The 19,406-nt window shown below is 68.9% G+C and carries 24 protein-coding genes; 9 read left to right on the top strand and 15 right to left on the bottom strand.

Features of this window, described 5'->3' with window-relative positions:
- Window positions 1-151: 151 nt before the first annotated feature.
- The gene (locus tag IG88_RS42810) at window positions 152-538 is read left to right on the top strand and encodes a hypothetical protein (protein WP_107452295.1); all 387 of its coding nucleotides are present in this window, start codon (window positions 152-154) and stop codon (window positions 536-538) included.
- A 141-nt stretch (window positions 539-679) separates the two neighbouring features.
- On the opposite strand, the gene IG88_RS0125535 is transcribed toward IG88_RS42810, so the two are convergent.
- From IG88_RS0125535 to IG88_RS44445, 4 genes are all read right to left on the bottom strand, one after another.
- Window positions 680-1,528: a hypothetical protein gene (locus IG88_RS0125535; RefSeq protein ID WP_031045668.1), complete on the bottom strand. Its 849-nt coding sequence runs from the start codon at window positions 1,526-1,528 to the stop codon at window positions 680-682.
- Window positions 1,529-1,938: 410 nt separating this feature from the next.
- On the bottom strand, window positions 1,939-2,634 hold the full coding sequence (locus IG88_RS0125530; RefSeq protein WP_158854052.1) for a hypothetical protein: 696 nt from the start codon (window positions 2,632-2,634) through the stop codon (window positions 1,939-1,941).
- A 571-nt stretch (window positions 2,635-3,205) separates the two neighbouring features.
- Entirely contained in the window at window positions 3,206-4,585 is a 1,380-nt protein-coding gene (locus IG88_RS0125525) for a hypothetical protein (protein WP_031045664.1), read from the bottom strand.
- A 690-nt stretch (window positions 4,586-5,275) separates the two neighbouring features.
- Window positions 5,276-5,554, bottom strand: coding sequence for a hypothetical protein (locus IG88_RS44445; RefSeq protein ID WP_234332275.1), 279 nt, complete (start codon window positions 5,552-5,554; stop codon window positions 5,276-5,278).
- Window positions 5,555-5,674: 120 nt separating this feature from the next.
- Between IG88_RS44445 and IG88_RS0125515 the strand changes: the two genes are divergently transcribed.
- Window positions 5,675-6,013, top strand: a complete 339-nt coding sequence (locus tag IG88_RS0125515; RefSeq protein ID WP_031045663.1) for a DUF6233 domain-containing protein — start codon at window positions 5,675-5,677, stop codon at window positions 6,011-6,013.
- On the opposite strand, the gene IG88_RS0125510 is transcribed toward IG88_RS0125515, so the two are convergent.
- Window positions 6,010-6,912, bottom strand: coding sequence for a Ku protein (locus IG88_RS0125510; RefSeq protein WP_031045662.1), 903 nt, complete (start codon window positions 6,910-6,912; stop codon window positions 6,010-6,012). The genes IG88_RS0125515 and IG88_RS0125510 overlap by 4 nt on opposite strands.
- On the opposite strand from IG88_RS0125510, the gene IG88_RS44440 reads away from it, so the two are divergent.
- Together IG88_RS44440 and IG88_RS43470 are read left to right on the top strand one after the other, a co-directional pair.
- Window positions 6,824-7,180 carry a DUF6207 family protein gene (locus IG88_RS44440; protein WP_324609011.1) on the top strand — a complete coding sequence of 119 codons (357 nt, stop codon included), beginning with the start codon at window positions 6,824-6,826 and terminating at the stop codon, window positions 7,178-7,180. The two genes, IG88_RS0125510 and IG88_RS44440, sit on opposite strands and share 89 nt — an antisense overlap.
- Before the next feature lie 114 nt (window positions 7,181-7,294).
- Window positions 7,295-7,501 carry a hypothetical protein gene (locus tag IG88_RS43470; RefSeq protein ID WP_158854049.1) on the top strand — a complete coding sequence of 69 codons (207 nt, stop codon included), beginning with the start codon at window positions 7,295-7,297 and terminating at the stop codon, window positions 7,499-7,501.
- Between the two features lie 86 nt (window positions 7,502-7,587).
- Here IG88_RS43470 and IG88_RS0125500 read toward each other — a convergent pair whose 3' ends face one another.
- From IG88_RS0125500 to IG88_RS0125480, 6 genes are all read right to left on the bottom strand, one after another.
- Complete coding sequence (locus tag IG88_RS0125500) at window positions 7,588-7,878, bottom strand: hypothetical protein (RefSeq protein WP_031045658.1); 291 nt, start codon at window positions 7,876-7,878, stop codon at window positions 7,588-7,590.
- An 87-nt stretch (window positions 7,879-7,965) separates the two neighbouring features.
- Entirely contained in the window at window positions 7,966-9,363 is a 1,398-nt protein-coding gene (locus IG88_RS0125495) for a replication-relaxation family protein (protein WP_078861607.1), read from the bottom strand.
- Window positions 9,364-10,310: 947 nt separating this feature from the next.
- The gene (locus IG88_RS43850) at window positions 10,311-10,508 is read right to left on the bottom strand and encodes a hypothetical protein (RefSeq protein ID WP_051852042.1); all 198 of its coding nucleotides are present in this window, start codon (window positions 10,506-10,508) and stop codon (window positions 10,311-10,313) included.
- A complete protein-coding gene (locus IG88_RS39035) occupies window positions 10,505-10,735 on the bottom strand; it encodes a hypothetical protein (RefSeq protein WP_051852041.1) in 231 nt (76 codons plus the stop codon). The genes IG88_RS43850 and IG88_RS39035 overlap by 4 nt, the downstream gene beginning before the upstream one ends.
- The gene (locus IG88_RS0125485; protein ID WP_031045652.1) at window positions 10,732-11,391 is read right to left on the bottom strand and encodes an HNH endonuclease family protein; all 660 of its coding nucleotides are present in this window, start codon (window positions 11,389-11,391) and stop codon (window positions 10,732-10,734) included. The genes IG88_RS39035 and IG88_RS0125485 overlap by 4 nt, the downstream gene beginning before the upstream one ends.
- A gap of 167 nt (window positions 11,392-11,558) precedes the next feature.
- Window positions 11,559-11,792 carry a DUF6207 family protein gene (locus IG88_RS0125480; RefSeq protein WP_031045649.1) on the bottom strand — a complete coding sequence of 78 codons (234 nt, stop codon included), beginning with the start codon at window positions 11,790-11,792 and terminating at the stop codon, window positions 11,559-11,561.
- Window positions 11,793-12,039: 247 nt separating this feature from the next.
- On the opposite strand from IG88_RS0125480, the gene IG88_RS0125475 reads away from it, so the two are divergent.
- The 3 genes from IG88_RS0125475 (at window position 12,040) to IG88_RS39030 (ending at window position 14,044) form a co-directional block, all read left to right on the top strand.
- The gene (locus IG88_RS0125475) at window positions 12,040-12,543 is read left to right on the top strand and encodes a lamin tail domain-containing protein (protein WP_031045645.1); all 504 of its coding nucleotides are present in this window, start codon (window positions 12,040-12,042) and stop codon (window positions 12,541-12,543) included.
- A 99-nt stretch (window positions 12,544-12,642) separates the two neighbouring features.
- Window positions 12,643-13,251, top strand: coding sequence for a hypothetical protein (locus IG88_RS0125470; protein WP_234332273.1), 609 nt, complete (start codon window positions 12,643-12,645; stop codon window positions 13,249-13,251).
- A gap of 229 nt (window positions 13,252-13,480) precedes the next feature.
- A complete protein-coding gene (locus IG88_RS39030) occupies window positions 13,481-14,044 on the top strand; it encodes a hypothetical protein (RefSeq protein ID WP_063760641.1) in 564 nt (187 codons plus the stop codon).
- Window positions 14,045-14,259: 215 nt separating this feature from the next.
- On the opposite strand, the gene mobF is transcribed toward IG88_RS39030, so the two are convergent.
- Window positions 14,260-16,167, bottom strand: coding sequence for a MobF family relaxase (gene mobF, locus IG88_RS41615; RefSeq protein ID WP_031045636.1), 1,908 nt, complete (start codon window positions 16,165-16,167; stop codon window positions 14,260-14,262).
- A gap of 336 nt (window positions 16,168-16,503) precedes the next feature.
- Here mobF and IG88_RS0125455 point away from each other — a divergent pair, with 336 nt between their 5' ends.
- Entirely contained in the window at window positions 16,504-16,794 is a 291-nt protein-coding gene (locus IG88_RS0125455) for a hypothetical protein (RefSeq protein WP_031045633.1), read from the top strand.
- Window positions 16,795-16,865: 71 nt separating this feature from the next.
- Here IG88_RS0125455 and IG88_RS0125450 read toward each other — a convergent pair whose 3' ends face one another.
- The gene (locus tag IG88_RS0125450) at window positions 16,866-17,030 is read right to left on the bottom strand and encodes a hypothetical protein (RefSeq protein ID WP_158854046.1); all 165 of its coding nucleotides are present in this window, start codon (window positions 17,028-17,030) and stop codon (window positions 16,866-16,868) included.
- Window positions 17,031-17,059: 29 nt separating this feature from the next.
- Window positions 17,060-17,833 carry a hypothetical protein gene (locus tag IG88_RS0125445; protein WP_031045626.1) on the bottom strand — a complete coding sequence of 258 codons (774 nt, stop codon included), beginning with the start codon at window positions 17,831-17,833 and terminating at the stop codon, window positions 17,060-17,062.
- 271 nt (window positions 17,834-18,104) lie between these two features.
- On the opposite strand from IG88_RS0125445, the gene IG88_RS43465 reads away from it, so the two are divergent.
- The gene (locus IG88_RS43465) at window positions 18,105-18,347 is read left to right on the top strand and encodes a hypothetical protein (protein WP_158854043.1); all 243 of its coding nucleotides are present in this window, start codon (window positions 18,105-18,107) and stop codon (window positions 18,345-18,347) included.
- Window positions 18,348-18,412: 65 nt separating this feature from the next.
- Here the strand turns inward: IG88_RS43465 and IG88_RS0125435 are convergent, their stop codons facing one another.
- Complete coding sequence (locus tag IG88_RS0125435) at window positions 18,413-19,405, bottom strand: hypothetical protein (RefSeq protein WP_051852039.1); 993 nt, start codon at window positions 19,403-19,405, stop codon at window positions 18,413-18,415.
- Window position 19,406 lies beyond the last annotated feature (1 nt).

Here is a 19,406-nt window from a genome sequence, read left to right as displayed (position 1 = left end):
CTCCAGCGTCCCGCAAGCACCGGGACTGTTATCAAGGAATCCACAACACCCCAGCTCAAGCCACCCTCACCACACCAACTACGAACCTCGGAATCACAGCCGCGCTCGCCGGCCTCGGGCTGGAGTGGGCGGCCACGGAAGGAGCGGCGTGATGAGCGCAGCGGAGGAACAGCGAGTGCAGGACGCCGTGCGGCGGCACGCCCGCACCAGGGCCTTCGCGGAGGCGGAGGACGTCATCTCGGCTGTGCTGTCCGACCCCGAGGTGCAGGAAGCTCGGGAGCGGGTGGAGGCAGCGGAGACGGAGCTGGGCATGGAGCTGTGCGCCCGTCTCCAGCCGTTCCAGGACCGCTACGACCAGGCGGTGGCGGAGGGTGACGCGGACGGGCTCGCCGGGCTCTGCGGGGGCAAACACGGCCGCTGGGGGCGGATCTGCGTCCTGCCCGACGGGCACGAGACCTCGATGGAGGAACCGCACTGGGGCCGCACCAGCGAGGGCCGGCCGATCGCGTGGGTGGGCAGCGCGCCTGACGACAGGTGAGCGGCGGCGGTGAGACCGGCGACAGGACCCCGGAACGCGTTGGGCGGCCCGGGGTCCTTCGCTGCCCCGGCCCGGCGGCACCGCACTGCGTGTACACGCCGGGACCTTCGGGGTGCCCCTGCAGCCGTGGACGGAACTGCGTCAGTACAAGGCGATGGCGTCGAGGACGACGGCTGGGCCGGAGATGTACGCCTGGACATCATCGTCGGGGACGTTCAGGCCGAGCCTGTTGAGTTGCTGGGTGACCTCTCGTAGATCGTCTTGGATCTGCGCCATCATGATGCGGCGCATCATGAACTCCCAGCCGTGCAGCAGCCATTCGTCAGTGACCCTGTACTCATCCTGCGGAACGAGTCGGTAGACGCTACCGAGGATGCGCATGTCTCCTTCAAGGCGATCCGCTGACGCTTCATCAATGAAGTGGCCGGGGTGGACGTTGACGTACACCTTGTGCGGCAGAGAGCTGTCCGTGATCTCCAGAAGCATGGGCAGGGGCAGCAGCTCATTGTGCAGATACACCCGCTGGATCGCCTGTGCGACGTCTGTGTCGTTCACGTCGAGGTTGGCGAGTTCGCTGAGATCGTCGATGTCGCGTTCCAGCATCAGGCGCCGGAAGACGAAGAACAGCTTACTCATCACGCTTGCTGCCGTGATACGCGCGGTGCCCTCGATCTCGACCAGGGCATCTTTGGTAAGAGCCGACTCACCATCGGGGTTGACGCTGACCGCCTTCTCGCGAATCAGCCCGTCGATCACCTTGGAGACGGTCGCCTTCTCTCGCGGAGCCAAGCTGTAGGTCGACTGAAACTGCACATCGGTTCCTGCGGTTCCGTTCAGGGCAAGGGGACCAATCCCCGCCTTGCCGCCCCCGGACCGTTTCCTCACAGTCGTCTCCACGATGTCCTGTGCCACCGGGACGTCGACGTCGTGATACTCCGCCTGGGAAAGCAGCGTCTCAAGATCGAGAAAACTCGGGTGTCTCAAAGCCATCGCACCAGTCTTCCAGTGGGCACTGACAACAGGGGGCGAGCGACGATCTGGCCCCGGTGCAGAGCGAGATGGCGAAGGAGCCGCGGTCGGTCCGGTGGCGGATGGGGTCGCGCGGTCGTTGGACCAGGCGACTCCACAGAGCCGGGCCCCGTGGCACAGGGCGGCTCAGGCGTCCTTCGCTGTCCAGGGCCAGCGGCACCGCACCCAGGCCCTACACGCACTGAGGTGCGATGTACGGGGTTCTGAGATGAGGCATCGCACTAGCGTGTGTGTAGGGCCTGGGCCTTGAGTCATTCTCCCGCCGCCGGTAGAGCTCAGTTCCAGAGATTCTCAATCACGCCGAAGTCGTACCGTCGTTGCACAGCCGAACCCAGCCCGGGGTGTTGTGGCTGGTCCCCCTGCAATTCCAGCTACATCGCCGATGCGCGGAGCGTCTGCAATTTCGTCCGCACCTTTCCTGAGCCGAGTCCGTGGCTGTTCTGCGAAAACGCACCGCCGACACACAGGGGCTCATAGGTATGCCCGATCACCTTGGTCATGGCCTCCTTGAGTGCATACCCGGAGATCATCGGCGTGCGGGCAATCTGCTCAATATCCGCGACAAACGCTTCCAATTTGCTGCGATAGGTGCCCTCGTCCTCGATCGGCTCTTTCAGGTCGCTGAGCGCCCCGAAGTAGAGATCCCAGTCCTCGTGAGGTGTGCGCAGATCAACCACGCCTTCCTCGGCTTCGACCAACCAGTTGGCTTCGATGGCCAGGTACCGGCAGAGATTGGCAGCCTCTTCGTCCAGGCCAAGGCTTCTAGCCAGCTCATCCTCCTCGAACCGGACTCGGTAATTGTTTTCGTGCCAGTCCGAGAGGCGCAGGTCGAGCCGCGAGGCCAGCTCGTGTAGGAGGACTTTGACCATCTGAGGCAAGTCCGCATCAAGCACGGTAAGGACAAACTCCTCGCGGCGATCCGCGTTGCGCTTTCGCGGTCCTGAGTCACCCGATTTCGCGTCGGCCGCTTCTGCGGCCATGTTCTTCAGTTCCGCTTGGTAGCTGTTGCGCCCGTTTTCCTTCATGCGGCGTCGCACATCCTCTTTACGTGCATGGTTCTTCGTCATGTCGCTCTATCGCACACCAGTCCCGTGAGCCGATGCGCTGAACGATCGGGTCAGTAACAGGCGGGCGAGGATGCGAAGCACCTTCGGGCTGTCATTGCTCGCCGTTCACGGGCCGACAGAGCACAGCCGGGACCGTCGCCGCAAGGGCGGTCCGTCCTGTACAACGTCCGTGACCGGAAAAGGTCACACATCGTCCAGCGGTGGCACCTCTCAGGTGGCGGCGGTCTCCAGCGCATACAGCTCGTAGGGACGGTGCCGGTCTCGGTGTCTCGGTCGGCCGTGCCGACGGTGAGCCCGGCCTTGATCAGGGCGCGGCCGGAGGCGGAGTTGTGGGTGCGTCGTTGGACGATGCGGTTTACGAGCTGAGCCCAGGTAGGCCATGGCTGAAACATCGAGGGCATCGACGTAGCCGGCCGTCACGGGCCGCGCGGGGGCCGTGCCGGAGTCGGCGTGGCCCCCGCGCGGATCGTTTCCCCGGGGCCCGTGGTATGTCCGGACGCGGGTCAGATCTTCCCGACCGCCGTGGCGGTGAGCCCGTCGGCGGCTGTGGCGTCATTGATCACTCGAATGCTCATCGTCCGTCGGGAGATTGCGCGGAGGGCGGGAGCGCCAGGTCGAGGAGAGTCCTAAGGGTTTGGCGGTCAAGACCGCTGTCGAGGTGGAGGGAGCGTCGTAGGAGGTCTCCGACGTCCTTGGGGTCGAGTCCGAAGCGCACACGGGCGTCCAGGCAGATCTCGCCGAAGAGTGCGGGGGCTAGTCGGGGCTCTCGCAGGATGTACCAGTCGATGAGGTGCACGACGTCGCCCAGGATGTCGCCCAGGGGAACGTGCTTGGGGGTATCGGTGTGCTCGACGTCTCGGGCGAATCCCCCGAGGACTGCTTCGATGATGGTGGTGCGCACGGCGGCGAGGGGGATGAAGCCGTCAGTGCCGTCGTTGAGTGCGACTGCGGGCCACCAGGCCAGGTGTGCTGCCTGCTCCTCGTGACTCGTACTGCTACCGCGGGTGAAGAGGCGGTTCTTCTTGGAGTCCTCGGCGTCCTCGAGGCTGTCTGCGATGATCTTCGTGAGGCGGTTGTGGTCGTCGACCAGCCCCCGGGGCTGCTCGGTACCGAATGCCGTCGTGGCGGACAACAGCTTCTCCGGGCCGTGGGTCCGGCGGTACTGCTCGGCCCAGTCACGAGCGACAGGTCGCGACCACCGTGGCCCCTCGACCGTCTCGGCCTGGGGCGGAGGTAGGTCCTTCCGCCCGTACTCCGGATGCGGCAGGTCGTCCAGTTCCAGTTCGGCGATCTGCGCCAGACCAGCGCGGTCGACGAAATCGGCCGGGTCGAGTTCCGGTGCCTGAAGATCGACGGTGCATTGGTCGAGCGGCCTGGAGCCGGGCTTTCGGTGGGAGGCCCACAGAGCGAGATGCTCACGCCAGTGGGGCAGCGGCCCCTCGGGGGCGGTGAAGTCGGCGATCTTCGCGACCCGCGCAGTGTGTGACGTTGTCGGGCGAGCCAGGACATCGACGGCCGTGACGGTGGCAGCGTTCGCCACCGGCCGCGCCTCGTAGCCCTCGTATGCGCGGTCCACGACCTGCTGGGGCCGGTACCAGCAGGCCCCGTCCCACCAGTAGCCGCCATGCCGGTACAGGAACCCGTTGCGCCCGTACATCCACTCGTGGTGCAGGCTGCTCATGTCTTTGTCACGGATCAGGAGAACGGTCCGCCCGTACTCGGGGTGCTGATGGACCGCCCAGGCGTAGTCACGGTTCTTCGTCTCGGTGGTGAACGCGACCCATCCCCCACCACGCAGTCGGTCCGTGCGCCCCCACAGCCCCTCCCCCTGATTACGGCCCGTCCGCTCGATCGCGTCAGGATTGTCCAGGAGCAGCCGCTCGTCGTTGATGAACGGCAAGCCGGGAACCGGGTGATCGGTACGTAAGCCGTTGGCAACTGGTTGGATCATGCTCACGAAAGTGCCTTCCTTCTGCAGCTCTCGGGCCGCCGGGATGGATCGATTCCCGGCACGCCTGTTCCACCCCACAGCGCAGACCCCCACGCCCGGCGCCCCTCGGTACCCCCGCCGAGATGCCGCTGCTAGGGGATCACGCTGTCTGCTGCTCCCGATTCTGGCGGCATCATCCGAGCGCGTCCGATGAATCACCGAACCCGTATCTCCTCATCAGGCCCTGCATGGGCCGGTCTGAAGCGTGATGGCACTCCCCCAGTCACGTCCCGGCCTCATCATCCGGGATGCCGGCCAGGGGCTGCGCAGGTCGAGGTAGCGTCGAGGACGATCAGGCCGGGCTCGGACAGATGCGTTTCGTTGATCGCTTCCACGGTCGGCACGGCGCGCCTCTGCCTCGGCAGGGTTTTGCGGGGCACCATGTTCACCCGAGCCAGGAAGACCCGGCGTAGGGCCGCTACGTGGAGCACAGGTCGGCGTGGCTCCAGTCGCGCGGTCAGCTGACACGCAGCTTCCCGCCCCAGCGTTCTGCAGCTGTGGCGTCGCAGTACTCGCACAGCGGTGAGCGAGCCCCGGAGCCGTACTTGTGGGTGGGCCGGCGGCATGCGGCGCACGGGCCGATCTGGTCGCCGGGGCACGTACGGGCTGAGGTGTCCGGCTCGGTGATGGGCGGCACAGGCGTAGGGGCAGTCATCGTGGTTCCTCGTTCCGGCGGCCATTGGCGGCCGCCCCAATCGAAGAATAGAACGCCAGGTCGACCGCTGCGGGCAGGCCCGCGGCCCGCAGGTCCGCGGTGATGTCCTCCAGCGCCGCCGGGAGGGTGCGGACATCCGAGCCCTTCGCCTGGCAGTCCAATCCGTCCCATTCCGCAGTTTCGCCTCCCGGTTCCTTCCCTCCTGCGTGGAGTCCGGTCGCGTCGGGCAGCCGCCTGCCCCCGGCCTGCGAGGGATAGGGGACCTCGTTGGTCAAGATCAGGTGGCAGGGGACTACCCGTCGTCAAGATGACCTGGCAAACGGCCAAGATCCTTTGTCAGAGGTCAACCCACCCCTGGATAGCTGGTCTGACCAGCGCACTCTAAAATAGAACATATGAACGATCCAGGCCCGGCGCGTCTTGTGCTGCTCCGCTTCCTCGAGCGCGTGCAACTGCGCGACCTGGAACGCACCAGGCACTGGATCGCTGACGAGGAACGCCGCGAGCAAGAACGCCGACGGAGTGTCCAGGACCGGCCGGTGCCGCCCGACTGGCTGCTGGAGCAAGGCCTCAACCGCAACAGCCCGCCCGTCCAGGTTCACTGCGGTGACTGCTGGAACAAAGGCAAGCGCACCCGGGGTATCAGCATGGATGAGGCCCGCCGTGCCCTGATCGAGGGCGTGAAGGCCTGCGGGGCGTGCCGACCGGACAGCAGGCTCGGTCTCCTCGACTAGGCGGACTTCCGGGACTTCCGGGTGGCCTTCTTCGGCGTTGTCTTCCTGGCCGGCGCCTTCTTCGCAGCCCGCCCGGTCGGCATCTCGTGGACGTCCGCGTGCCCGCCGTCGTCGCCGCGGGATGCCTTGGCCTTCGACACCGACTCCTGCAGCGCAGCCATCAGGTCGACGAGCTGCCCCGATTCCTCGGCAGGCTCCGGAGCGGTGGGCGGCTCCCGGTGCTCCCGCTTCGCCTCGATCAGCTCCGCGACTGCCTCCGTGTACGTGTCGCGGAACTCCGGGGCGTCCAGGTCGTCGCGGGTCATGGTGTCCATCAGCGCGAGCGCGCCGTCGAGCTCCTCGTCGGACAGCTCCACCGGCGGTGGCAGCAGCTCGGACGGATCGCGGATCTCGTCCGGCCAGCGCATCGCGTGCAGCACGATCGCCTCCCCGCGGACCCGCAGCAGCCCGAGGCGTTCCCGGCCCGACCACGCGTACCGGGCCACGGCCACCCGTGACGACCGTTCCAGGGCTTGGCGCAGCAGCTTGTACGGTTTGCCCGCCACCTGGCCGTCGGGGGCGAGGTAGTAGCCGTCGGCAACGCGGAGCGGGTCGATGGACGCCTGCGGCATGAACGCCACGATTTCGATCGCCTTGGCCGTGGGCAGTGGCAGATCCCGCAGTTCCTCGTCGCTGATCGGCACAATCTGGTCCTTGGTGAGCTGGTAGCCCTTGCCGATCTCGTCCGAGCTGACCTCACGGTCCTCCAGCTCGCACACCTTTCGGGTCCGTACCCGGGCCATGTCCTCCAGGTGCACCCGGTGGAAGTGAATGCTGTGGTCCTCCGTCGCACTGACCACATGGATCGGCACGGTGACCAGGCCGAAGCTGATGGCGCCGGACCAGATGGTGCGGGGCATGACGAACCTCCAAAGCCCCGAGCAAGGCCAGCCTACGAGCGATGCGCGCAGGACGCAGGACGCAAGGCTTCGGTCATGCCGGGACCGTATCGGAGGCCAGGAGGCCGGTCGGGGGCGCTCACGCGATGATGCAACCGTGCTCGCGGTCCAGGAGTTGCTCGCCGCGCGGTGCGCGACCGCACCGGCGGACCGTACGGCTGCGGAGCCCGGCGCGCCCGGTGTGCGGCTGTGCTGCTTTCTGGACCTGCGCCAGGAGCCTGGCTCGTAGCGCTGCGGGCGGGCGGCCGCGTCCCGCTGGCCAGCCGTGGTCGGGGCTGGCGGCAGCGTGGTCGGCGTCGTGGTCGCTCTGGCCATCGGCGGGGCGGTCGTCCAAGGTGGGGCGATGAGCGAGCTCCGCCCCGGTGACATTACTGACGAGATGCGCCAAGCCGTGGACATGGCCCGGCGGCAGGGATTGCAGAAGGATCTGCGCGCCCTTGCGGCCAACATCCGCACCGACGCCGAGGTCGGTACGCCGGTGCGGGCCCCGGGTGGCAGGCCGGAGTCGAGTGGACGCTGCTGTGGATCGAGAACACCGCTAGTCAGCTGACCGAGGGCAGGCCGTAGCAAGCCGGTGGCGGGTGAGCAGTGCGCTGACCTGCCGTGGTGGGGCCCATGGGGCGGCTGGTGTCGTGGTCAGGGCGTGTCCCCGGAGTAGTAGAAGCGGCAGCTCACAACCGGGCCCGGCGTACGCGGCTCGCCGGGGCGCGGGTCGTACAGGGCATGGCCGCCAGGCCAACGGGAGAGCTCGGTGGTCAAGGCGACGCCGTCGTCGACGTCCTCGGTCCGCCATCCGTGGATGTCCAGCAGCAGGCCGTCCAGTGGGCCGCCGACCAGTTCGGCGTAGGTCCGGAGCGGGCCGGGGTGGGGGTCGTCGTGGTCCGCGCCGTAGACGCGGCCATTCAGCAGCTGCTCGTCTCCGTTCATCCGATCAGCGTTGCAGCCGCCACCGACAGCGGGCTTGCCCAGGGCTGCTCCGGGCTTGCCCGCATGGTCGGCGGCGGCTTGCCCGGGTCAGGTGCGGAAGCGGGAGAGCCAGCCGCCGGCCTTCTGCGCCGCGGCCTGTTCCTCTGCCTCCTGGCGCAGGCGCTCCTGCTCCTGGCGCTCGCGTTCGCCAGCTTCGGCCTGCGTCTCGGCCGCAACGGCCCGGTCCTGGCAGTCCTCGCACAGGTGCGGGTGCGACTGACGCTTGCTCCAGTCCCGGATGTAGCCGATCGCCTCCCACCTGGCGTCGGTGAACTTCTGCCCGCAGTCCGCGCAGACCGGCCGCCGCGCCTCCCGCTGTGCGGCTTCTCGCTCTGCACGGCGCCGCTGTTCTTCCCTGGCGGCCTGGCGGCGGCGGGCGAGGTAGGCGCCCCGGCGGGCGTTGCCGATCGCGTCCAGCAGCGGCTGGCGATGGTCGCGGCCGAAGCGCCAGAAGGCGGGCCCGGCCGGGCCGTGTGCGCGCAGCTGGTCCAGCGTGGTCGCCACGATCGGGATGCAGCGGTCGTAGGAGTGGTAGCCGCCCTCGGGATGCCACCGCCCTTGCCAGTGGTGACGGGTGAGGTCGGCGACCCGGGCCATCTGGCCCTTGGCGGAGCGCTGGCCGACCTGGTGGAAAACGAGCAGGACCGGCGGGTGCAGCCGCTCGTACTCATCGCAGGGGGGTGCGGACCAGCGGGTGCGCCACATCGGCTTCTCGGTACCGTCGGTGTCCTTCTCCAGCCGCGTAAAGAACCGGGCGTACTTGTCGAACTTTGCAGCGATGAGGACAGCTTCCTCGGTGCAGTTGTCGACCTCGATGAACAGCAGCGGCACCCTGGCCTGAGGAGCGGTCAGGACGACGTCGGCGCGGGCGCTGCCGATCGCAGGGTTCTTCCAGGTGCCCTTCACCGGCAGCGCGACCTCGGTGGCGTAGGAGGCGAGGGTGCCGATCCCGTCGGGTGCGTCGACGGCGGCCCGCGCGGCCGCGACCGCTGCGGCCGGCTCCCGCATGACCTTGTTCAGGTTCGGCTTCGGGCGGATCAGCGCGATGACCGTCTCGTTCACCGTCATCGAGTGCGAAGCGCCGGAGCGGCCCGCACTCTTGGGCATGCCGCCCATCTCCTCTATCTCACGGCCCAGCTCGATCGCGGCGGCGGCCAGACCGTCCTTCGTGAGCAGCCGGGTCTCCTCACCGCCCCGCGTGCGACCGCCGTCGACGGCCAGGCCGTGACGCCGCAGGTCGTTCACCGCGGCGCGGTGGGAGGCGGTCCGGGCTTCCTTCTGCTTCGCTGGGGTTGGCTTGGTCGTGTGCCGGTAGGTCAGGTGCGGCGAGGACAGCCGCTGGATCTGATCGGCGGTGGCGACCTTGAGCACCCCGAGGACGCGCAGCACATCCGCGCGCAGGTCGTTGCTCGATCCCGCCTCGTTCTCCTTGCGCTTGCCCGCCATCAGGCTCGCCCTCCCGTCGTCCGCGACCGGCCAGCGGCCGGGCGCCGGCCCCCGGCCGTGGAAGGGACCGGGCCCCCGGACCCGATGATCTCCCCCACCACCGACAACCACCTCAAGGCCAAGGGGAGAGAAGAGGGTTGTGACGATCCGGCGCGGGCCCGAAAACCCGTGGTGACAAGGGGAAATACTGGGTGTGTGGCTGCCGGGCACGGAAGTGGCTTCGGCAGTGGGAACGCAAGCGCCGACGGCAGGGCCTCACCAGGGCTTGCCCAGCAACCGATAGGCCGGACGCAAACGGACCGGACGGCGCCGGCGCGAGGGGCCGAGCTCAAGGATCGCGGCCGCGCGGAGCGGCGGGAAGCGGTGGATCGGTCGGGGGCTAGCACGGTGTCCTCGTTCCTCCGGCCTGCCAGCCGGGTCGGTAGTCGTCCGGCCCGCACGCCGATAGCGCACGAGCCGGGACCACCATGTGAAGCCACCCCTTGACCGTCGTCTGACGATCAACAACGGCGGGGTGTCCGATTCCTCCTTGACCACCCCCATGTCCTCCCGTCTTGTCGGTGAGCGGCATCACGATCGGCTCCCTGCCCCCGGCAGGCTGACAGCAAGAGCGAAGCTCCGTTAGGACCGGGGACGTGCTCTAGCGTGAGCGCTCCCGTCACCCACTTGGCAGAGGAGCTCAACGTGCCCGAGGTCTGGATCGGCCAGCGCCGCTACGCGACGAAGAAGGCCCGGCGGCAGCCAGTCACACACGCCTCACCACACCGAAACCGCCGACAGACGACTTCACCGTCAACCAGCGCACCTCTGCGTACCGCTCCCTCACCCAGCGGCCGAAGACGCCGCCCCCTGCACCACGTCACCGACTCCCTTCAACCCAAGAGAGACACCCGCTGCCCCGGCGACAGCCAGGGGCAGCGTGCTTCCTGGAGGACCGACGTGTCGACCTACGAGGCCACGCCCGCTTCACCGCCGACCATCACCGCCTCACCCCCGCCCAGCGCCGGCGCTTCCGCCGCGTCGTCCTGGACGTCTTTGTCCCCGACCTGCGTACCGGGCTGTTCCGTCCCGGCCTGCGCATTCGCCACCTCGCACAGACCCGCCGCCTCGACCTCGTCCGCCGACAGGCCCCAGCGGAGCTTCACGTCTTCCCACTCGGGAGGTAGCGGCAGTGCGCCTCACCTGCCGGCGGCAGCCCCTCGGCCGGATCCTGGCCGGACTTGGACCAGTTCGAGCGGGCGGTGACCGCGACCAGACTGGCGGCGGCTCCGGAGTCGTCGGCGTACGAGCCTGCGCGCTGCGTCGACCACGCCATGACGCCGCTGTCCCAGTCCTCGGCGAGCAGGACCACGTACTCCCCCACTCCGGTCACGGGGCCGGCTCGTACGTCACGGTCTGCTCCGGACAGCCGTCCGCCACCTCGCGCAGCGCCGCCACCTCGGCCTCGTCCGCCGACAGCACCCAGCGGAGCTTCGTGCCCACCCACTCGGCGACGTACCGGCAGTGCACCTCAGCCGCCGGCGGCAGCCACTGGGCCGGGTCCTGGTCCGACTTGGACCGGTTCGAGCGGGCGGTGACCGCGACCAGGCTGGCGGCGGCTCCGAGGTCGTTGGCGTACGCCTCCCGGCGCTGCGCCGACCACATGGAGGCTCCGCTGTCCCATGCCTCGGCGAGCGGGCCCATGTGGTCGATGTCCAGGGCGGAGGCCGAGGTCACCCATACCTGGTCGTAGTAGGACCACCAGCGGCCGCCCGTCAGGCGGCACTTCGGCCCCACCGTCGGCGGTTCCACCGCCTCCGCGATCAATACCTCCGCGCGCGTGTTGCAGCCGTCGGACGGGTTCGCGCCGGCGTTCCAGTGCTTGAAGGCATTCCGGTCGTAGCCGTCGCGGGACTCGGCCGCCACCGGCAGGCGGGTGACGGCCTCGGCCAGCGGGAGCGTCTCCGCGGCTTGGGCGGGTGTGGAGACGGTCAGGGGCAGGAGGGCAAGGGAGGCGGCGGCCAGGCCGCGAAGCACGGTCTTGAGCATGCACCGTTGGTAGCGGCATCGGCGGGGGCGCTATCTGGCGTTTGGCGAGTGCGCCGCCCGTGTGGGTGCACTCGTCATACCGGCATCCGCGGTCCGGCTCCCACAGCACCGGGCGCGCCTGCCCCGGAACTGGGTGCGGAAAGCGAGTATCCAGCCCTGGGGTGCTGTCAGCGGAGTGTCGACGCCTGGCCGGGGGCGTTCAGGGGCTGGCGCAGGTCGAGGTAGCAGCGCAGCCGCACCCCAGGCTGGCCAGGGTCCCGTGTCGTGCGTTCCACCGAGGTTGTCGCCCAGCGGGCGGCCAGCTCCGTGTGGAACGCGAACGCGGTCTCGTCGTCGGCCGCGGCGACGTCGACCACGATCAGTCCGGGCGAGGACACGTGCACTTCGTTGATCGCTTCCATGCCCCGCACCACGCGCTGCTCCGGCACACCGGTTCTGCCACAATCCCCTATTCACCCGGGCGAGGGTCATCCACCTGCTGAACGCCCGCCGGCCGGGAGGCCCTCCTCAGGGGCGCACGTGGACGTCCAGACAGCGGACGCTTCGGCCAGACAGCCATGGTCACAGATTCTTCACTCCGCCGCCATGATGTGATCACTTCCGGTAGGCTCCGGGCGCTCCATTCGCACCACTGAGGGGGAAATTCTCATGCGTATCCGCTACGCCCTGACCACCACTGCCGCCACGGCGGCCGCCGCCGCGCTCGGCCTGGCCGCGGCCGTTCCGGCGCAGGCCGCCGAGTACTCCTCCGCGCTGAAGATCAAGGGCGTGCAGTACGACGCCCCGGGCCGGGACTCCAACAAGTGCTCCGGCGGCAACACCAAGAACGAGTACCTGACGATCAAGAACTACTCGAAGACCGCGACCGTGAACCTGAAGGGCTACAAGGTCAAGGACGCCGCCGGGAACACCTTCACCTTCAAGAACAGCCACACCCTGCAGCCCGGCGACTACGCAAGCCTCCGCGGCGGCCGCGGCACCGACTCCGACGCCAAGAACGTCGTCTACCGCCAGAACTGCAACTTCATCTGGAACAACGACAAGGACACCATCTACTTCTACAAGCCTGGCGGTACCCGCGCCGACGTCCACGCCTACACCAAGAAGGCCAACGACCGCGACGGCAACGGCTACATCACCTACCACGGCTAACCAACCGGCTTGAGCAGGTAACTGGCTGCCCGGCAGACGACCGGCAGCCGGCACCCTCACCTCGCACCGGACGACCGCAGCGGGAGGCCACAGCACGCCATGACGGACCAAACCGGTGAGATCAGCAATGACGGCTGGCAGCGGCTGATCGCCGCACGCGAGGTGTATACGCGGTTGGCCGGGGGCCACTACGACGAAGTTCTCAACCAGGTTGCCCAGCGGGCCCAGAGCGAAGGCAGCATCGGCAAGGCCGACATCGGGGCGCTGCTGCTGTGGAAACGCCTGCGCGCCGACACCCGCTGGACCTACGCGCTGATGGCCACCTCAGACGCCGAGGTACGGCGGGCGACCGCAGCCGCCATGACTGCCGTGCTCGACAGCTCCGTTAGCATCAGCGAGGCCGCCCGGGCAGGGCGGGCCGCGCTGGTCGGCCTTCCCGGCTTCACCCGCGGCGACGCGCTGGCCTCCGCCGCGCTCACCGCGGCCGCACCCGATCGCATGGCTGTCTACGACCGACCCGCCCACACCGGACTCCGCTCACTGGGCATACCGCTCACCCACGCCCCGGGCCGATACAGCCGCTACATCGCTGCCCTCGACCACCTCCTGGACCACGCCCCCTCCCCCGCCCACGCATGGACACCCCGGGACCTCGACGTCGCCCTTTACTCCCTGCCGCCCATCCCCGCTGACACGAACAGCGCCTAGGCCCCGTGGGCATGCCCGTCGTTCGCATCTGGACTTACGTAACTCGCCGCGAGATCGACTCGTTGACCTGGGTGGCGCCGCTTGAAGCTGCCACGACGGTGCCTGGCTGAGAGCTTCCGACCCATGATCGGGAGACGGGTAGGCCCTAGACGCGCCGCGTCATCGAAGCAGAGGAGTTGTGGCTAGCCACAGTCCGCGTGAAGTCATGGGCTCGCGCACGAGGACCGTGATGACCTCTCACGCACGTAAGAACGCCGCTCGTCGGCAGCAGGACCTGACGGCAACGAACCGTCGCGCAGCGCTGCAGGACATCCGAAACGCCGTCCCGCCCACTCCACAGGCCAAAAGGGCCACCAGGATCCCGGGCGGAAAGGCACAGACGGGGGCTGTGCCAGGGGCGCTGATCGCTCTCGTCCAGGACTTCGTTCGCTGGGAGCGACGCCATCTGGACGATGCCGCAAACGCCGCGCGCCAGCACATCCACTCGCCGGCGAACTGGCACCGGCTGGTGCTCTACGCCCTCACCGATGCCCTGGCCTACAACTTCTTGCTTGTCGGCACACTCGCTGCATACCTTCAAGAGCAAGGGCTGGACGCGGAGCTTCTACGTCGGCACCTCCAGTCCCCCGACCCCGATCGATACGTCAACCAGGAAGCCCTCGATCTACTCGCAGGCCTGATGGACAGGCCCGTCGCGGAGGGCCAGCAAGAACCCACGTGGCACTTCATCGGTAGGCAGATCGCCGCGTGCGGCGCTCGGCAGAGTGACGAGGGAGTTCGCCAAACGCAATAGGGGTGGTAGCCGGGTGCCCCGGCTACCACCCCTCCGAAGAGCTCGGTGTTTACCTAGTAAGCACCCGTCAGCCGATGCGACGCTCGCCAAGTTCCTCGATCAGCTGCGGCGTGAGACGTCGCTTCAGGTCTGCGGCAAGTGCCGCCACATCCGCCCCCGACGCCTGGCACGGTGACTTCGTCGTCCATCTCACTGTGCGGGCCGCACGGCGAGCTTCACGGCCGCAGGCCCTGGCCTTGGCCGGGGTCGGGCTGCTGGCGCTGCTGCTCGTGCTCCTGGCGGCGCTGGTCGACCGGACTGGGCGGATCGGCAGCCGGGGCCTTTCGGTCCTCCATGGCGCGGCGGCGGGTGTCGGCGGCGCGGGTGAAGGTGGCGAGCCGGTCCAGGTTCTTGGGTGTGCGCAGCCATGTTGCTGGGTCGGTCGTGCGGCCCTCCAGGTATTCGTCGGGCATCGCGGCCTGCTGGTGGGCCTGGACGGCGGCGGCCTGCTGCGCCGGGGTCAGGGTGGCGGCCCAGCCCGGGTGGTCGACGGCGTGGGGAGTGGACGCCGTCTCGCCATCGAGGTCGCGGTGATCGGCGGGTGCGGAGACGGCCGAGGCCGTTGCCTCGGTGGCGGTGTCGGCTCGGATGCGAGCGTCGCGGATCGCGTTCTGCACGGCAAGGCTGGCGACCCGGGCCCGCTCGTAGCGGCTGGACTCCCGCGGCGGTGTGCCTTCTGCGGGAGCGATCCACCACCGGTGCGGCACCGGGAAGTCGGCGGTGTAGGTCATCCGGTCCGCCGCCGGCGCTTCCCGGCCGGGCTTCGTGACCGTGTGACGGCGGGAGTACCGGAGCAGGGCCCGGTGGGCGATGTAGTCGTCCAGGCCGTGGGTGAACTCGCGGCCGCGCAGCGTCTCCAGCAGGTGCCGGCGCGCCTCGGCCAGGATGTGGCGCCGGGAGAACTTCTCGCGCACGGTGAAGACGACCGCGGCGACGTCGACGGCGGCGAGCGTCACGTCCACGGTGGGACCCACCCGCGCCCGGATCGCCGCTCCCGCTGCCCGGCACCTGTCCAGGAGGCTGTCGATGAGCTGCTGGCCGAAGCGCAGGATTGCGGAGGCGCGCCACCACGCGAGCAGCTGCTGAAGCGGCTTCGGCTTCTTCTTCGCGGGCCGGGTCTCCTGCGCCGCCCACCAGCCCAGTTGGTGACGGCCGCGCTCTGAGGGCAGGTGCCCGTGGTCCTTCACGTACTGGTCGGTGAGCACCTCCAGGGCGTCCTCGATGCGCTGGCGCCGGGAAGCCGACCAGTTGATGAGGTCCTCGGGCACTCCGGCGATCTCCATGACCGGACGCAGGCCCGGCGTGACCTCGCGCGGCACGGTCGCCAGCCCCAGGGTCTCGCACACCTCGGTCGTCATGGTGAGGGTGTAGAGCGTCCCGGCGGTCACCACATTCTGGTAGAGGCGGTAGGTGTCCAGCGCGCCCCAGACCGGTTCACCGTCGGCGCCCAGACGCTGGACGCGGTTGAGGATCAGGCAGTGCTCGTGCAGGAGCGGCAGCCCGTCGCGGTTGTCGAAGTGCCGGAAGGCGGCGACCACGAGCGCGGGCGTCTTCGCGCGGCCGCGGCCTGACGCCCACCGGGTCTCGGCAACCTCATCCTCCAGCCAGCGCAGCGCCGTGGCGACGGCCCGCTCGTGGGCCCGCTCGATGACCCGGCGCACGGTGGCGTCGCCCAGCGCCCACAGCACGACCAGCGACGCCTGAGGCCGGAAGGTGAAGTCCATGCCGAGCAGCGGCGTCTGCTTGCGCGCCTCGATCTCCTCGATCGGCTGCCCCAGCACCGTCAGCCGGCGGGCCGTCGCCGCGTCGACACCGTCGTCCAGGAGGCCGCGCTCGATGCGGTCCGCGTCCGGGTGCCGGCCCTCGCCGAACAGCAGCTCCATCTGACGCCCGGACACCTCCGCGCCCTCGGTGAGCCCCAGCGCACGCAGACCACGCCCCAGCCACCGTCCTGGTGGGAGCCCGGCCAGCTCCTGGGCGTCCTTCAACGACTGTCCGACCGGACGGCGGCCGTCCCCGAACGCCACTCCGCGTATGTAGTACCGCCACGCGTTACGCCTCTGGATCTTCGCGACACTCAGCATCGCCCCAGCACACACCGGCTCTGACCTGCGAAAAAGCACGATCCCGTGAGGCGGGAGGGTTCACCGGAACTTCACGACTGATCCCGTCCGGCGGGCATCCGTGGCGACGCCGTGCCCGCCCGGCGGACACCACCAGAGCCATGTAAATGCTGCGCCGCAGCCAGTCACACACGCCTCACCAACACCAAAAACGCCAGCAGACGACTTCACCGTCAACCAGCGCACATCTACGTACCGCTCCCCCACCCAGAGGCCAAAGACGCCGCCCCCTGCACCACGTCACCGACTCTCCGCCCCCGGCAAGGCCGGGGGCTTCTTGCTGCCCGGAGGACCGACGTGCCGACCTACGAGGCCACGCCCCGCTTCACCGCCGACCATCACCGCCTCACCCCCGAACAGCGTCGCCGCTTCCGCCAGGCCGTGGTCGCCTTCGTCGACGACCTGCGCACCGGCCGTTTCCGCGCCGGCCTCCGCGTGAAGGGCGTCCAGCGCGCTCATGGTGTATTCGAGCTGACCTGGGACGGTGACGGCCGCGCCACGTGGTCTTACGGGGAGGAGATAGTCCGCGGCGAGCGGCACATCATCTGGCGCCGCATCGGCAGCCACGACATCTTTTCCGGGCCGTGACGGTCACAAACGACCGCTGCCCCCGGCGGTCCGGAGGCAGCGTTCGTGGAGGCGGTTTACGCCGTAAAGATTCAGCGGTACAGCTTCATCTGGCGGCCGATCTTCGTGTACGCCTCGGCTGCCACGGTAGAGGGGCTGTAGAGGGTCACTGGCTGAGCAGCGGTGTACGCCTCCGGGACCCGTACGTCGGCCTGCACCGTCTCCAGCATCACGACGTTGGGCGAGGTGCTCTTCAACGCATGGACTGACAAGCAGGCAGACAAGCTCATGCCGTCGCCTCCGTGTTGATCTCGATGTCCCCGACTCGGGACGCTCCTCCGAGGGCGATTGCTTCCTGTACCCCGGTGATCGTGAGGCGGTGATCTTGGGTGGTGTGGCGGTCCGGGCAGATGACGTAGACGCTCCTGGCTTCGGCGTCGGCCTGGAGCGTCAGGCCGACGCGGGCCTGGCAGCGGGTGCAGACGACTGGCAGCCGACTGAGCCCCCCGTCGTAGACGACCCAGATCACCCCGGCCGCCTTCAGGAACTGCTGGTGGCTGCGGGCCTCCTCGACGTCCACCCTGGCTCTGACCGCCCGCGTGCCGACCATCGCAGGCGCGCGGTCCCTGATGGTCGGGTGGGGCTGGCCCGTCTCCGCGGAGGACCGGGCGTGGTGAGTGATAACCGCAACCGCCGCCTCCCTTGCGATGTCGAACGCAGGGTTGCCGTACGCGGCAAGCAGTTGCTCGCGTTCGGCAGCGCCCAGGACTTCGTACGGGCTCCGCTGGAGGGCGCGCAGGGCGTGGTGCTGCAGGACTCCCCGGAGGCTGGCGGAGCTGCTCTCGTCGGGGCCGGTGAGCGGAAGGCCGGCGATGTCGGGGCCGTCCAGGCTGATGCTGGAGGCGAGCCCGTAGGCGGCGGCGCCGATCAGTGTCACCACTCGGGGCCGTTCGGCTTCCGGAACGTTCCCGCCCTGGCGCATGTGCCACAGCACCAGCTCGTCAGCGGCGGACAGGCAGTATTCCCACGTGGTGCGTGGAGGGGGCAGGGCGTCGGTCATGGGGCGACCGTATCGGAGGGACCGCCAGGCTGTGACGGGGCGATTCCAGCCCAGCCTGGCGGGGGCTGCAGGCATCAGGCCCGTCGGCGGAACAGGCCCGCCGGGTTCGTGGCCGTCGTCGTCCGAGTCCGTCTCCGCCGTGCGGCCGGGACCGCACGGCGGCTTCGGCCTGCTTGCGAGCGACGTCGGCGGCGTGGCAGGTCCCGCACACGATCAGGTTCCCAGCCTCCTACCGGCGTCTGCGTTTCTGCTCTCCTCCCAGCGTTCGTTGGTGGACTTCGCGACGCCCGCGTGCACACGGGGCGTCGCGTCTTCGCTCATCTGTACGGCCACGATCTTCTTCCGCGTCGGCGCGGGCCTCCTGGTCGCGGTCGAGGATGTCGGCTTCGGGATTGTCGAGCGTGGCGGTCAGTGTCTCTTCACCCTGACGCCCCGGTCGCCTCGACACCGCCGCGCCCGTGCCGTGCTGGAGCTGTTCCAGGGCGGTGACGACGACCAAGTGCTCTCGCTTTAGACCGGCGCAGCCGGCCCTGGCTGTGTTTGACGCAACGTCATGGTTTTTGCGTCAGGCCACTCACCTCACGACGGAGCGGACCGCAAGAGGCTTTGAGCTACAGAACCTTGTGAGCAGGATCGGTCGGAACCTCTCAGGCGGCGGTCGAGGAGGAAACGCATGAGGACTTCCCTCTGGCCTGGGCTTTGAGGCTGCTCCGGGGGGATGTGTGTCCAGGCATGGGCGAGGGCTGCTTGGTGGAAGGCTGAGGCAGACTCGGCGTCGGGCGCGGCGGACTGAACCAGGACGTGGTCCGGGTCGGGTGTTCGGGTGGGGCGAGTGGTCATGTCGTCGTCTTCGACGGGGCGGGCGGGCAGGGGGCCTGCAGTGGGGTCGGTGCGATCGTCGTGTGGGCCGGTGAGGGCAGCGAGGATGATCTGGAGCATTTCGGCGAAGTAGGGGCCTGGGGCGGGGATTTCGACGTCGGGGTGGCGGCGGTATCCGTCGGTGACGGCTGCGGTGGTGTAGGACATGACGGCGAGGGTGGTGTCGCTGTAGGCGCGGTCGCTGCCGGCGGTCATCTGCACGAGCATGCGCAGAACCGTGGAGGTGCTGGCCGCGCACCCTACGCCCGGATCGGGATCGGCGGGGTCGTCTGTCTGGTCGAGCCAGAAGTCGGCTGTCTGGTCGTCTCCTCGGGCCCGGTGGAGCAGGGACAGGCAGTAGCCGGCGCCGCGGTCGCCCGCTCCGGCGGCGTACTGCCACCAGTAGCGTGCCCCGTCCTCGGCGCTGGCCAGGTGCAGCAGACATCCGAGGATCCAGGCGCCTTCGGGGCTAGGGAGCTGCTCGGTGATGAAGTCGGTGATCTGGGGTGCGCTGGCGTGGGTGACGGCGACCTCGCACAGGGAGCGCAGGTGTTCGGCGGCGGTGTCGTCGGCAATGGTCTCCTCGGCGGGGAGACTTTCGTCGGTTGGGGAGGTGGGGTACGGGTGGGTGGTGAGGCAGGGGACGGTGTCCGCGGGGATGCGGGGGTTCTTGAGCAGGGCCGAGCGGGCGAGGAGGTCGTCGATGGCGGTCATG

It is taken from the genome of Streptomyces sp. NRRL F-5650, assembly GCF_000721365.1.
Classification (GTDB): domain Bacteria; phylum Actinomycetota; class Actinomycetes; order Streptomycetales; family Streptomycetaceae; genus Streptomyces; species Streptomyces ardesiacus.
Note: the sequence above shows the minus strand (reverse complement) of the source record. Positions and strands in the feature narration are given on the sequence as shown.

Coding starts and splice junctions, on each gene's coding strand:
- IG88_RS0125515 (WP_031045663.1), top strand. CDS start 5,675: ATGAACGATCCAGGCCCGGCGCGTCTTGTGCTGCTCCGCTTCCTCGAG.
- IG88_RS0125500 (WP_031045658.1), bottom strand. CDS start 7,878: ATGAACGGAGACGAGCAGCTGCTGAATGGCCGCGTCTACGGCGCGGAC.
- IG88_RS44440 (WP_324609011.1), top strand. CDS start 6,824: ATGCTGTGGTCCTCCGTCGCACTGACCACATGGATCGGCACGGTGACC.
- IG88_RS0125530 (WP_158854052.1), bottom strand. CDS start 2,634: ATGACGAAGAACCATGCACGTAAAGAGGATGTGCGACGCCGCATGAAG.
- IG88_RS39030 (WP_063760641.1), top strand. CDS start 13,481: ATGACCTCTCACGCACGTAAGAACGCCGCTCGTCGGCAGCAGGACCTG.
- IG88_RS0125495 (WP_078861607.1), bottom strand. CDS start 9,363: ATGGCGGGCAAGCGCAAGGAGAACGAGGCGGGATCGAGCAACGACCTG.
- IG88_RS43470 (WP_158854049.1), top strand. CDS start 7,295: ATGAGCGAGCTCCGCCCCGGTGACATTACTGACGAGATGCGCCAAGCC.
- IG88_RS0125475 (WP_031045645.1), top strand. CDS start 12,040: ATGCGTATCCGCTACGCCCTGACCACCACTGCCGCCACGGCGGCCGCC.
- IG88_RS0125525 (WP_031045664.1), bottom strand. CDS start 4,585: ATGATCCAACCAGTTGCCAACGGCTTACGTACCGATCACCCGGTTCCC.
- IG88_RS0125445 (WP_031045626.1), bottom strand. CDS start 17,833: ATGACCGACGCCCTGCCCCCTCCACGCACCACGTGGGAATACTGCCTG.
- IG88_RS0125510 (WP_031045662.1), bottom strand. CDS start 6,912: ATGCCCCGCACCATCTGGTCCGGCGCCATCAGCTTCGGCCTGGTCACC.
- IG88_RS0125470 (WP_234332273.1), top strand. CDS start 12,643: ATGACGGACCAAACCGGTGAGATCAGCAATGACGGCTGGCAGCGGCTG.
- mobF (WP_031045636.1), bottom strand. CDS start 16,167: ATGCTGAGTGTCGCGAAGATCCAGAGGCGTAACGCGTGGCGGTACTAC.
- IG88_RS0125435 (WP_051852039.1), bottom strand. CDS start 19,405: ATGACCGCCATCGACGACCTCCTCGCCCGCTCGGCCCTGCTCAAGAAC.
- IG88_RS0125480 (WP_031045649.1), bottom strand. CDS start 11,792: ATGGAAGCGATCAACGAAGTGCACGTGTCCTCGCCCGGACTGATCGTG.
- IG88_RS0125485 (WP_031045652.1), bottom strand. CDS start 11,391: ATGCTCAAGACCGTGCTTCGCGGCCTGGCCGCCGCCTCCCTTGCCCTC.
- IG88_RS42810 (WP_107452295.1), top strand. CDS start 152: ATGAGCGCAGCGGAGGAACAGCGAGTGCAGGACGCCGTGCGGCGGCAC.
- IG88_RS0125535 (WP_031045668.1), bottom strand. CDS start 1,528: ATGGCTTTGAGACACCCGAGTTTTCTCGATCTTGAGACGCTGCTTTCC.